This window comes from Myxococcales bacterium (assembly GCA_022563535.1).
GTDB lineage: Bacteria > Myxococcota_A > UBA9160 > UBA9160 > UBA4427 > DUBZ01.
On the sequence record JADFNE010000089.1, the window covers coordinates 1 to 12,075 of the forward strand.

The following is a 12,075-nucleotide window of genomic DNA, read 5'->3' on the forward strand; positions in this document are numbered from 1 at the left end:
CGACTCGTGGCACGGGCGCACCTTCGTGAGTGTCGTCGGGTTTCAGTTTCTTCGAACACGCGTACTCGGCGTTCCTATCCCGTTTCATCGTCACTTCGAGGAGGTCAATCTTCGGTTTTATGTGCGCCACAAGAACGAAGGCGAGTGGCGCCGCGGTGTTGTGTTCGTGCAGGAGCTAGTTCCCAAGCGGGCTATCGCCCTCATCGCGAACCAGGTCTACGGAGAGAACTACAGAGCACTGCCAATGCGACACGATGTCGAGTTTTCTCAAGGAGCGGGGTCGAATCGCGTTTCCTACGAATGGCGACACGACGTTCGCTGGGAGGGCGTATCTGCGACCTTCTCCGGGAGCCCGGTCCTCCCTGAGGATGACGCGGAAGAGGCCTTCATCACCGAGCACTATTGGGGCTACGCACAGCAACCGAATCATTCCGCCGTTGAATACCAGGTCGAGCATCCACGGTGGCGAGTGTGGCGCGCCGAGACTGCGTCGCTCGAGTGTGATGTATCCTCGCTATACGGACCCGAATTTCGCGATGCGCTCTCTGGCCCACCAAGCTCAGCCTTCGTTGCCGACGGTTCTCCGGTTGTCGTTCGTCGAGGCCGCTTGCCCAAGTAGCGCGCCTGCCGTCCAACACCTATCAGGCCCCCGTCTGTCAATAGGCAAAGACGTCCCTTGACGCCGAACAAATTTGGCTGCGCTCACTGAGAGTGCTTCGATTGATTCAAGGATCACGCTGGCGAGAATGGTGAATCTGCTTCTGGTTCGAACCGTGGTACTGTGGGAGACGAGAGAGAGGGGAGAGGCAACGTGGATTACGAAAGACCTCAACATGACCCAAACGTGATGCGACTGGCAGAGGCCCTAGAACTCCCGCCAATCGCCGCCGTCGGTCTTTGAGCGATGTTGATTGAGTTTGTCGTCGATGTACGGGGCACCGAGGATGTTTCGGACGTGTCCGCCGACGAGTGGGCGCTTGCGCTCCGGTGTTCTCGCGAAAAAGTCGCGACGCTCATTGACGCCTTCGAGGTTGCCGGATTCCTGCAGCGGAACGGCGGTCGTCTACTTGTTTCGGATTGGGATCAGGTGAGCGGTGACGACCAGGCGGCATCGGTTCGGCGATGGTTGAGGTCACGTCCGGGGGTGGTTGTTGAGTTCGCCGAGCCGCTTGAGCGGTAGGGTGGACAGTTCGCGTAGCGACCATTTCTTTCTAGGCGAGTTCTATTCGAGGGGCTCGATCCACGGTGGTGAGGGGAGGCAGGCCGGTTGCGGCGGTTCATCGTGCCGCAAGCATCGCGCAGACTCCTACGGCTGGACACCCTCTGGCGGCCAGGACGCAATTCCATCTTCGAGGGGAATCGCGAGGGACCTGGCAACTTTTGAAACGAGGCTCCAGCAGCCGACGGCCGTGGTGAGTTCGATGGTGGCATTTTGGCCAAACGCATCGATGCATTCCTGAGTGAGTTCAGCGGTGAGGGTGCCGTCTTCAACCAGGGCATCCACGGCGGAGAGCAGGATCTTGTCGTCATCACTGAAGTGGTCGCTCTTGCGCCAGTCGCCCTGAAGCTCGAGCAGGTCCTGGTCGCTGCAGCCGAATTGTTCTCGGGCGATTTTCCAGTGCTGGGTCCACTCATAGTCGGAGCCAGTGCTCCAGCCTATCCGCATGATGAGCAGTTCTCGCAGGCGGTCGTCTAGTTCTCCGCCAAAGAGCAGGGAGAGAAGAAGGTCCGAGAGCGCTTTGGCGGTCTTGGGACGGTTCAGCATGACGCGGAAGACGTTCAGCTCCGCCAACGCAGAAGGCACGTTCACGGTCTCTGCGGCCTTCTTGGCTTCTTCAAGGGTGAGTAGATCGACTCTGCAAGCTTCCATTGGGGGGTGCTCCTATTGAAGCTCGGGATGGTTTATGGATGTTCCAATCGTCAAAGCTCACATTCCGTGAGCCAGCTATCGAGGGCCGCGACGACTTCATCGACGGCTTCGATCTGAAGCCAATGTCCCTTCTCGGGGATTTGCAATAACCGTGCGCGTCCTGCCGGCATGGCGTCGTGGACGATGTGGCTCGCCTTTGCACCCATGGGATCCTTCTCGCCTACGGCGAGCAGGGCAGGGCATTGAATATTCACCAGCTTGGGAGTGAGGGGATCGCTGAACAAGCTCTTGAGCATGCGGGTTACATGGGCGATGCCCTGGGCGTTACCAGCGATTGTATTGCGCGACTTCTCTCCGTAGATGGCGCGCACCAAGCCTTCGTTGCCATCGTTTTCGCCCGACAGGGCGATGCGCTCGTACCAACCGGCGACCTTCTCTCGGCATTCACTGGTTGTGCCGATCAGCACCAGACCTGCGATGCGTTCGGGATATTCGAGGGCTGTCGCCATGGCGACGATGCCCCCCATGGAGTGGCCCACAAGAATGGTCTTGTCGATTCCTTCCGCTTTGAGCACGCCGTTCACGTCTGCGGCGAGATCCGCTCGCGAGTACGGTCCCTCCGGCGAATCGGATTCGCCGTGACCACGCTGATCGATGTGAGTGACCCGTCCCCTGGATTCGAGGCTGGGGAGCAGCCGCTTCCAAATGTCGAGGGTGTCGACCAGGCCGTGCAGGCACGTGAAATGCCGCTCACCTTGACCTTGTGACAGAACATTGATCGAGTGATCTCCAAGGGAGACGAGTTTTGCGTCGCTCATGCGTTGTTCCTCTTAGTCGATCGAATCATTGCCGGAGTCGGTGCTGGTAGTGGTACTTGTCTCCGTGCTCGTCTCGGGGTTGGAGTTGGCGTTGGTGTACGGGCTGGCGTCTGTCAGAAACTCCGGACGCAGGGTTCCGGCCAGGAAGAGACGCTTGAGTTCTGCAGCGAAGCGATCGGTGTCGGCACGCGTGCTCCCTTTGCCTTGGGAGTGTTGGGGTGCCATGACGCTCCACATCAGAGCTGACGACATGCCGATCAGTCCGAGCATCTCTCCATCGATACCGGGCAGACTGCGGGAACTCTTGGCCATGCGTTGCACGGATCCGATGTAGTCCCCCCAACCTTCTTTGGGTCGGTTCTGATCCATCAAGAGGTGGAACATCCAGAGGCGTCCGATGTCGGGATGCTCCTGGAAGTAGTGCACGAAGAAGTTGATCTGCTCCCCCAGGTTGCGAGGTTCTTGCATCATCTGGCGAAGGTCATCGGCAAACAGCTCGGCGACGGCCTGGGTGAGTTCGTGGCGATTGCGAAAGTGCTGATAGGCGGTGCTGCGGTTCAGGCCCGCGCGCTTGGCAACCTCGACGATGGTCAGGGCCTCGGGGCCCCGCTCGGCAAAGAGTTCGCGGGCGGCGGCCAATAGCGTTTTGCGGGAGGCCTTGGCGTCGCTCCGTTGGGCGCGCTCTCGGGAGTTCGCTTTGCGATCCGCAACAGGGGCTTCCTCCCCGGGGGTGGGCCGGCTCGTCATTTCATTGTTCTCCGACTCCGCTTCTCATTCCCAGCTTCCGGGCAGCTATCTCCGACAAGGATGTTGCACCTACTAAGCCCGACATGTATGTTGGACTTAATGTAGCGCGCCTTCTAGAGAGCACCAGAGGCGGGAATCGAGGTTGTGAGATCCGCTTTGACTAAAGAGAGGGCCCGAGCAGTGCGCCGAATGGTGGCGGCAGAGCGGCTCTTGCCAGCTGCTCGATTCAGACTCGATCCCGTGCAATGAGTGGATCGTTAGGCGATAGGCAAACAGATAAATAGAAGGAGGGAGATCCATGACTCTGCCCAAGACCAGTTTCGCGATGGTCCAAACCGCGCCCCGCAAACTCGAAGCGATGGACATCCCGATGCCTGACATCTCCGATGACGCTGGCATCATGCGAATCGATGCATGCGGGATTTGCGGCAGCGACTATGAGCAGTTCGAGGGCGTGCTTCGGACTCCAATGCCCGTGATTCCCGGACATGAGCCCCTGGGAACCGTGGTCGCCATAGGCGATCGAGCCGCCAAGCGTTGGGGAGTGGACGTCGGTGATCGTATCGCGGTAGAGACGATGCTTGCTTGTCATCACTGTGGTCCGTGCATGGGCGGTTCTTATCATTTATGTGACACCCGTCGGATCTATTCCTACATCCCTCTGTCCGTCGATCCGGGGCTCTGGGGCTCGTACTCTCAGTACATGTATCTCGATCCGAATGCGGTGATCCACAAGGTCGATGCCACTCTGCCTCCAGAGATCGCAGTGATGTTCAATCCCCTGGGTGCCGGCTTTCGTTGGGCGGTTGAAATTCCCAAGACGGGTCCCGGCGATACCGTGGTCATCATGGGGCCGGGCCAGCGCGGGCTCGGGAGCGTGCTGGCTTGCCGGGAAGCCGGCGCAGACAAGATCATTGTGACGGGGCTTGCGGCCGATGCAGACAAGCTCGAGATTGCAAAGAAATTCGGCGCAGACGTCACGATCGACGTCGAAAACGAAAACCCCCGGGACATTATCAAGGAACACACGAATGGCAGGGGGGCAGACGTCGTCGTGGACGTGTCGAGCTACGCCACCCAGCCCGTCGTGCAGGCGATCGACTTTGCGCGCCTGGGCGGAACCATCGTGTTGGCGGGGATGAAGGGCTTCAAAGAGATCCCGGGGTTCATTTCCGACAAGGTCGTGCTCAAAGAACTCACCATCAAGGGGGCGATTGGGGTAACGCGCACTGGCTATGCGAGTGCCATTCGACTGCTCGAGAAGCGAAGCTACCCCTTCGAGATCATGCATACCCACGATTTCAAACTCCAGGACGCAGAGTTGGCCATCAAGACATTGGCTCGCGAGATTGCCGGAGACGAATCGATTCACTCATGTCTGATTCCAGAGTTCTAGCCCAGGATCTGTAGTCACTACCCGAAAGGAAATCAAGAATGGACGAAATCAAGAGCTGGGTCGAGGAGTCGCCCTACAGCAAATTTCTGGGGCTCAAGCTGGATCACATCGACGATTCGAGCGCCCGCTTGCTGCTCCCCTATCAGGACGAGAACTCGAATCCCGGCAAAGCGCTGCACGGAGGTTGCATGGCTTCGGTGGGGGCGATCGCCGGCCACGCCATCGCACGGGCGGCACTGGGAAACGAAGCGGGTCCATTGCATACAGCACAAATGCAGGTCAGCTACCTGGCCGCCGCAATTGGAGAGGACGTGACCGCCGAGGCGCGCTTGCTTCGTCGGGGTCGCGAACTCTGCTTTGTGGCGATCGACGTGAAGACCCAAGAAGGCAAGCCGATTGCGAGCATTACCACGACCGTGCGCGGGCGCTTTTCGAAACCCGAACCCGGCTACCCTGTTTCGGCAGGTGATCACGGCGAGTCGGACCCGGGTGTAATGGGGCCGCACATCCAATCGGTGCCCTTCATTGGAAACCGCCTGATCCTGGTCGAGCACATGACTGGAGGCACTTCTCGCCTGACGATGCCGCTGCATGAAAACAATTGCGACGTCGGCGGGGGAATGCACGAAGGCGCGGTGCTCGCGCTCTTGGACACCACCGGCGCGATGGCGTCCTGGGCAGAGTCGGGACCCGGCAGGTTCAAGGCTTCGACCGCCTCGATGCAGATGCAAATCCTCGACCCGGCTCCGAAGGGCGATTTGATCGCCTACGGTCGCTGTGTCCAGAACGACGACGAAATTTATTGGTCTGATGTCGAGGTTGCGAGTGTGGCGGACGGAAAAGTCACGGCCCGAGGCACGGTGCTCTATCGCATCGTGCAGTAGGCTTCGAATCGCAGTACTTCTTCAACCATCCCAAACCCCCAGGACAAAACAAAAATGGCAATCAATCCCGATTCACTCGGCATGAAAGGATCCCCGACGGAGCGTTCGTGGGACTCGAACGAAGCGCTTCTCTATGCCCTCGGCGTCGGAGCCGGTGTGGACGAACTCGTATTTACAACAGAGAACACCAAAGACACGCCCCAGCGCGTATTGCCCACCATGGCCGTCATCATCGGCATGGGGGGACTGCCCTTCGACAAGCTCGGCTCCTTCAATCCCGCAATGTTGCTCCACGGCGCACAGAAGATCGAACTTCTGAGCGAAATCCCCGTATCGGGAACCGTCTCGACAGTGGGTGAGATTGGGGCGATCTGGGACAAAGGCAAAGCCGCTTCGGTGGACCTGGTGTGCGAATCCACCGACAAGGCATCTGGCGAAGTTCTGATCAGGACGACGATGACGGCCTTCATTCGCGGCGAAGGCGGATGGGGGGGCGAGCGCGGTCCAAAGTCGACCTTTGAAATTCCGGATCGAAAGCCCGACCACGAGCTGCGCTACGAAACGCGCATCGACCAGCCGCTGATCTATCGTCTGTCTGGAGATCGCAATCCCCTCCACTCGGATCCTTCATTCGCAAAGATGGGCGGCTTCGATCGTCCAATTCTCCACGGTCTGTGCACCTACGGATTTACGGGTCGCGCTCTACTTCACTCGATCTGTGGATCGGATCCGGCGCGCTTCAAGTCCATGGAAGGTCGATTCTCAACCCCTGTGATGCCCGGTGATGATCTCAACATCGCGATGTGGATTGATGGCAATCAATGCCTCTTCCAGACCAAGAATCAAGATGGCGCCGTGGTGTTGGATCAGGGTGTGCTGATTTTTGAGTAGTCGTTGTTCTTGTTGTTCTTGTTCCTGTTGAGTGGGTGCTCGGTCTCGAGGTGTTCGACCGGGCCTTATCGGTGCGACGTTTGCCCACCACGCGGCGCAATTCGGTAAGGCCTGGCCCCGTATACCCACCCGGATGCTGGAGAAAAGCGAAACTGTGACTCGGGGATTGATCATCAGTGGTGCGCGCCAGCGCACACGCGAAGAGATGTTTGCTCGGGCCAATCGCGTCGCGGGCGGATTCGACGCCATGGGCGTAGGGCCCGGCGATTCCGTAGCGATCATGCTGCGCAACGACTTTCCCTTTCTCGAAGCCAGCTTCGCGGTGGGCCGTTTGGGAGCCCATGCTGTTCCCATCAATTGGCATTTTCTCGCAGATGAAGCCAGACACATCTTGATCGATGCGGGGGTGAAGGCGCTCGTGATTCACGCCGATCTGCTCCCTCAGGGGGCATAGGTGATTCAAGAGGGGTTTCACATCACACCGCCAAGTAGCGGACCGCCAATTGGCCCAGATTCCTATGCGATTTGGCCGATGCGGGGCCTGATGTTGCCGTACCATGAGTGGTTGAGTGGGCGAGATCGAGAAGGGAAAAGACCATTAATTCCGCGTCGCACCGATATTGAGGACGCACAGGCACCCCAAGCGCGATCGAACTCGATTCGCAGCTGCGATCGATCGATATTTTCAGACCAAGATATTTGCATTGTCTACCCGGCCCCGCCCACTGCCCCACGGGACAAGCAAGAATTGGTGTCAATATTGGTGTCAAAGCCAACAAACGAAAAGAGCCCCACCGCGTAACTATGCGATGAGGCTCTTGTTTCTTGGAGCACGAGACCAGATTCGAACTGGCGACCCTCACGTTGGCAACGTGAATCTTTCCGCGAAATTGCTCTATTTTTCGCCTAGATGGTGGAATAGAGGTGAATCTAGCGAGTTTGGTCACGCTTTAGTCACGTTCTCGCGGCGCTAGAAATCCGCACTATCGCGGCCTCAGATTCCTCCGGGGAGAGCCCCTTCTTCACCATCACAATATCTCGAAGGCGTGGAGTCTCCCCCAGACCTCGCGCTTGGGCGCCGACCTGACGTGGCGGACGGCTCGAACCAGCATGTTTTCGCCCCGCCTTTAGCACCTCTGACCCCCAGCTTCGGAGGCTGGTCGAGGGGTGTTCAGCATTGACCGATATCGTGCGAAATCAATAGGTTACGATCCAGCATTGACCGCCACTGGACACCCCTATTCGATCCGCGTTGCTACAGTGGTTGCTACAGTGGCACCAACGCCCTGGCCCACCGACGCACCCTCGGCGTCACCGTGAGGGCCCGCCGCTCGAACGCCCTGGTCGACGTCGGGGCTGGGGAGATTCGGACCTCGGGGACGCTGTTTGAGATGTGAAGCGATTTGAATGTCACAGGATGCACGCAGAACTGACCTGCAACCTACTGACAAAGCTACCCGACAGTCGCACAGAGAAGTTCCAAGCTCGTCTCCAATTTGTACACTTGTTCATCGATGGAGTCGATGTCGACAATATCCCAGGATTCCGAAAGTGCCTCGGAACGCTGCCAGCCAAGCTCTTTTAGTTGAACCTCGGCGGCGGCAACCAATGCATGCATCGAGCCTCTAACTTCAGTTGCTTCGGGTCCGTTCAAATCCAGGATTTCAACGGCGCGTTCTCCGCGCTTGCTGTTCCGACGGACCTCTACCACCTCGCCTTTGTACCCGAGATGCTCGAACATTATGTCGTCACACGGGTTGGGGATTCGAATTTGATCATCCCAATAGTCACTCTTAAAACTATTGCATCGGTTGCAGCAATAGAAGAGGTTTGAATAGTCAAATTCAAGCAACCGGAAGTGCTCTTTGGGCTTGTAGTGATCTACGCCGAAGCCACTGGGGTCGAAGCCGTCCGGCTTGCGGCAATAGACGCACTGACGGCCGAACTCATTTCGAAGGTACGGCTTGAAGCTCCGATTGGTTTTGTACATTGGCGGGGACTGGGAGCGTCGATGTCGCGTCTTCGGATACTTGAACGGGTTCAATCAGTCGCCGCGCTACGATATTTTCGATCTCGTTCCTCAATTTGCCTTTTTGATGTCTCGATATCCTCCGCAAACTTCTCCATTGCATCGACTTCTAGGCCGGTTGCACTTGGCACGAGCTTACGAATTCTCTCAGTCAGAATTAACAGACGAGCATCTTCCTCTGTGGACAACTCGTTTAAGGAGAACGAGTTGGCGACGTGTTTTCTGGCGAGAAGCTGGACTCGGTCTCGAGACGTACGCGCTTCCCGTGAGTTGCTAACCAAGTACTCGTCATCATCAATGCCCATTTCAAGTGTGGATGTGCCTGCTATCACAGACGGGCTAAGCAAACCGTGAATGGGCGTTTCGTTGGGCGGCGGAACCAATTGAGGCCACGTCATCTGGCCTTGCGTCCCTTCACTTGCCGCAGTCCGATGGTGATCGGGGTACAGGTCTAACCGTGTCGGCTGGTTCGTAGGCTCTTCCCCAGCAAGCAGTGTAGTTTCCGGTGCCGCCATCTTTAGCGCTCCTCGTTCTTTGGACTGGGTTTACCTAGCGACTCGATAGCTTCATGACCCAAGCACCAATGAAAGAACTGAAAGTTCTTCTCGTTGAAGATGCTCACCAGTTCGATCGTATCGTCAACTGAAACATTCTCCGTGTACCAGTCAAAGTCTAGTTCGTAGCACGTCGATTTGTCAGGATTTGGCTTCATCCCATGACGAAAGGAATATCCACCCACTTCAGTCCGACCTCTAACGGTGTTTTCAGATGGTCCTATCAAACCGTAGACACCATCGATCAACGGGGCGATTAGATCCCGGTTGATCAATTCACCGAGCTCGCTCCAATCCGTACTTTCCGGTATCGGAATTTGATTGACATAGCGTAGCCCCACGCGGGTAAAGAAGTCGGTGTCAAGTTCCGGCACCGCGCGGTCGATTAGGAACTGGAGTCGCTCCCGGAATTTCTCGAAATTCTGGTAGTTGGTTGTCACGAGCACGATCGAATGTGAGCTGAGGCCAACAATCCAATCTTTCCTTTTGGAAACGAATCGGTGTATCTTCGATCGGTCAACTCCAGCGGGACCAATATCAAGCGAAGCCCCGATCTCGTAGATTGGATACTCCTTCCGAAGAGCTTGCTGAATCTTTATCGGTGGATCGGAATCGAGCTTCAGCAAAGCCGGGAACCGGAGTTCGCAGGCCGCGGTCCGTATAAAGTTTCTTTCGAACTGCACTCGCTCTACACTTGGAAGATTCAGCATTGGCATTTCTGTCATCAGCGAAATCCTCTCCGGCCTTAGCGAACCAAAATATACAACGAATGACTCGTCGCGATATCCCCCCGGGGTAGGGGTTATACGGCTGGAGGCAGCGCGGAGTCGAGTCAATTCATCGGAGGATGCACCAATACTCTGAACCTAACACTGCGCAATTCGAGGGGGATAGTCCGAGTGCTCGGCGTCGTGCGACTCATGTTGGTCTCTTTTCTACCCCCCCGGCCCGCGCGAACGCTCTAGCACCTGGGCGAAGATCACACCGATACCTCCGCCCCCTTCTCGTGCTCCGGCACCTGATAGTTCGAGGGGCCGTTGGCGGGTGTCGGGTTCGCGCTGGCCTCGAGGGCGATCGATTCAATCGGTTCCATGGTCTTCCCCTTTGATGGTTGGGAAGGACGTCACTTCTTGCGACGGGCCAGAAACCGGAGCGCCAGAGTCCGAAGGAAGGTTGAGACAGGCACATCACCGGCGGCGGCTTCGAAGTGCCGTAACTCGCGCACCGAGAATCTGACGCTGATGGACTGGCTCCTCCTCGCCTCGGGAGGCCCCGGTTTTCTGCCCGCCCCCTTGCGAGCGCCGCCCTTTTTCGATTTAGCCGCCATCCTACACTCTCCTATGAATCTTGCAAGACACTATTCATTGAGGTCTCTCAAGGCATTCTACCGCGAGGTCGGTTCGTGTACTGTATGCTCTAGCTTGAATCACGCTCCGGCCGTCGGCTCACAGAGAATCGAAATGCTTCTGACCGGAGTGAATAGACCGAAAAATCAGGTCCTCAATTTGTACACCCGAGAGGCCGGCTACTCCGAGAGCGATCTTATCCACTTCGCATATGGGCATCTGGAATCCGCGGGCTGCCTCTTTCGCTGTGGACATGTTGGCTACGACTCCGCCGCGTACCTTGGCCATCTCGGTATTGAACTCCTTTTGAAGGCATTGCTTCTCTATCGCACAAATAAGTTCCCGAATTGTCACGACTTAAACAAACTTCGCAACCTTCTAGAGGCTGCCGACTGCGAAATCACATTCTCAAGTGAGGGCGTCGCCGTCCTCGAGAAAGTGAATAGGTTCTACTCTCTTCGGTATCCAGCGGGTGGGCCCTCCGAGCCGTTCCTGGCGGAAGACCTGGTTGCGCTCGAGGCTCTTGCCAGGCAACTCGTCAACACTCTCCCACTCGAGCTTCAGCAGGAATACGCACCCCAGGTAAGAAAGGGCGGGCGTGATTTGCTTCGCAAGTCCATCGACTAGCGAAGCTTCGTTTTCCAGGAACACAATCAACTCTTTCACGCCCCCGCCCGCCCCACCGGCCTGAGGGCGAATCGGCTCTGGAGCGAGCGATCATATTTCCCCCGGGCCAGGCCCTGGTCGCCGTCGAGGGTGCGGAGATTCGGGCTTCGGGGACGCTGTTTGAGGGGTGAGAACTACCCCGAGCCGTGTCGCATTGCTACAATAGACGAAAGAGGAGTGTGTATAGGTACAGAGGACAACTCAACAGAAGAGGAGTGGTAATGGCCACAGGTATTCGCTCAAGGACTTTCTGTTTTCTTGCTGGCATCGCAATATGCGTGGTTGCACCCTGCATCGCACGGTCGGGCCCGGCACTCTACACCAGTGAAATTCAACTCCGCTTATGGGAGCGTCAGGTTCCCTACGGTACTTCTATTATGAACCCTCCGGTCATGGGCAACTCGCCGTCGGGCAACTTAGCGAGCCTTTCCGGCCAAGGACCCGCAGGGTTTACGCTGCCGGCCGGGCAAATCACCCTGATGACGTCCCTGGTCGAAACTTCCCCCGCGCCCGCATCCTTGGATTTTCGGAGCACGAATTTCTCGGGTGCAAACGCTGGTGGAAACTTTTTCGATGGGGGAGCACCTGGCGTGCCCTCTTTCAAGCCCCTGCCTTCCATCCCGGCCAACCAGTTTGGCGTGAACTTCTCGGGTGGACCCGCTCGGTTCGGCGGCGTCATGAACCTGCTGGGTAGCTACAACTGGTTCGGTGTGTTCACGAACATCCCCCCGTACCGCACGCCCATTCCGCTAACGCCCATCGGGGGCCCCGTCGGTGGAACCGCCATGGCCTACCTCGGAGGTACCGCATATCCGTTCACCTTCGTAACGGTAACCGTGTGGGGGTTCCCCTGGGATACCGGCACCGTCAGCGC

General features: G+C 57.5%; 14 protein-coding genes. 8 read left to right on the top strand and 6 right to left on the bottom strand.

All coding sequences use genetic code 11. The annotated features are described in order from the left end of the window. Both IH881_18270 and IH881_18275 read left to right on the top strand, forming a co-directional pair. On the top strand, window positions 1–619 hold a 619-nt coding region (locus IH881_18270), incomplete at its 5' end, for a DUF2071 domain-containing protein (protein ID MCH7869645.1). 285 nt (window positions 620–904) lie between these two features. Further along, the gene (locus IH881_18275) at window positions 905–1,180 is read left to right on the top strand and encodes a hypothetical protein (protein ID MCH7869646.1); all 276 of its coding nucleotides are present in this window, start codon (window positions 905–907) and stop codon (window positions 1,178–1,180) included. Window positions 1,181–1,306: 126 nt separating this feature from the next. Here the strand turns inward: IH881_18275 and IH881_18280 are convergent, their stop codons facing one another. The 3 genes from IH881_18280 to IH881_18290 are packed head-to-tail and all read right to left on the bottom strand — an operon-like array spanning window position 1,307 to window position 3,435. Then, on the bottom strand, window positions 1,307–1,870 hold the full coding sequence (locus tag IH881_18280) for a carboxymuconolactone decarboxylase family protein (GenBank protein MCH7869647.1): 564 nt from the start codon (window positions 1,868–1,870) through the stop codon (window positions 1,307–1,309). Window positions 1,871–1,920: 50 nt separating this feature from the next. After that, window positions 1,921–2,688: an alpha/beta hydrolase gene (locus IH881_18285; GenBank protein ID MCH7869648.1), complete on the bottom strand. Its 768-nt coding sequence runs from the start codon at window positions 2,686–2,688 to the stop codon at window positions 1,921–1,923. Between the two features lie 12 nt (window positions 2,689–2,700). Then, a complete protein-coding gene (locus IH881_18290) occupies window positions 2,701–3,435 on the bottom strand; it encodes a TetR/AcrR family transcriptional regulator (protein MCH7869649.1) in 735 nt (244 codons plus the stop codon). A 298-nt stretch (window positions 3,436–3,733) separates the two neighbouring features. Here IH881_18290 and IH881_18295 point away from each other — a divergent pair, with 298 nt between their 5' ends. The 4 genes from IH881_18295 (at window position 3,734) to IH881_18310 (ending at window position 7,060) form a co-directional block, all read left to right on the top strand. Further along, on the top strand, window positions 3,734–4,831 hold the full coding sequence (locus IH881_18295) for an alcohol dehydrogenase catalytic domain-containing protein (protein ID MCH7869650.1): 1,098 nt from the start codon (window positions 3,734–3,736) through the stop codon (window positions 4,829–4,831). Window positions 4,832–4,869: 38 nt separating this feature from the next. Next, a complete protein-coding gene (locus IH881_18300; protein ID MCH7869651.1) occupies window positions 4,870–5,715 on the top strand; it encodes a PaaI family thioesterase in 846 nt (281 codons plus the stop codon). Between the two features lie 54 nt (window positions 5,716–5,769). After that, window positions 5,770–6,606 carry an enoyl-CoA hydratase gene (locus IH881_18305; protein ID MCH7869652.1) on the top strand — a complete coding sequence of 279 codons (837 nt, stop codon included), beginning with the start codon at window positions 5,770–5,772 and terminating at the stop codon, window positions 6,604–6,606. 154 nt (window positions 6,607–6,760) lie between these two features. Next, window positions 6,761–7,060: an AMP-binding protein gene (locus IH881_18310; GenBank protein MCH7869653.1), complete on the top strand. Its 300-nt coding sequence runs from the start codon at window positions 6,761–6,763 to the stop codon at window positions 7,058–7,060. A gap of 999 nt (window positions 7,061–8,059) precedes the next feature. Here IH881_18310 and IH881_18315 read toward each other — a convergent pair. The 3 genes from IH881_18315 to IH881_18325 are packed head-to-tail and all read right to left on the bottom strand — an operon-like array spanning window position 8,060 to window position 9,914. Further along, entirely contained in the window at window positions 8,060–8,650 is a 591-nt protein-coding gene (locus IH881_18315) for a hypothetical protein (protein MCH7869654.1), read from the bottom strand. Then, entirely contained in the window at window positions 8,647–9,150 is a 504-nt protein-coding gene (locus IH881_18320) for a hypothetical protein (GenBank protein MCH7869655.1), read from the bottom strand. The genes IH881_18315 and IH881_18320 overlap by 4 nt, the downstream gene beginning before the upstream one ends. Before the next feature lie 2 nt (window positions 9,151–9,152). Further along, window positions 9,153–9,914 (bottom strand): TIGR04255 family protein, encoded by a 762-nt coding sequence (locus tag IH881_18325; GenBank protein MCH7869656.1) that lies wholly within the window; start codon window positions 9,912–9,914, stop codon window positions 9,153–9,155. 735 nt (window positions 9,915–10,649) lie between these two features. Between IH881_18325 and IH881_18330 the strand changes: the two genes are divergently transcribed. Continuing rightward, window positions 10,650–11,162, top strand: a complete 513-nt coding sequence (locus tag IH881_18330) for a HEPN domain-containing protein (protein MCH7869657.1) — start codon at window positions 10,650–10,652, stop codon at window positions 11,160–11,162. Window positions 11,163–11,791: 629 nt separating this feature from the next. Continuing rightward, on the top strand, window positions 11,792–12,075 hold a 284-nt coding region (locus IH881_18335; GenBank protein ID MCH7869658.1), incomplete at its 3' end, for a hypothetical protein.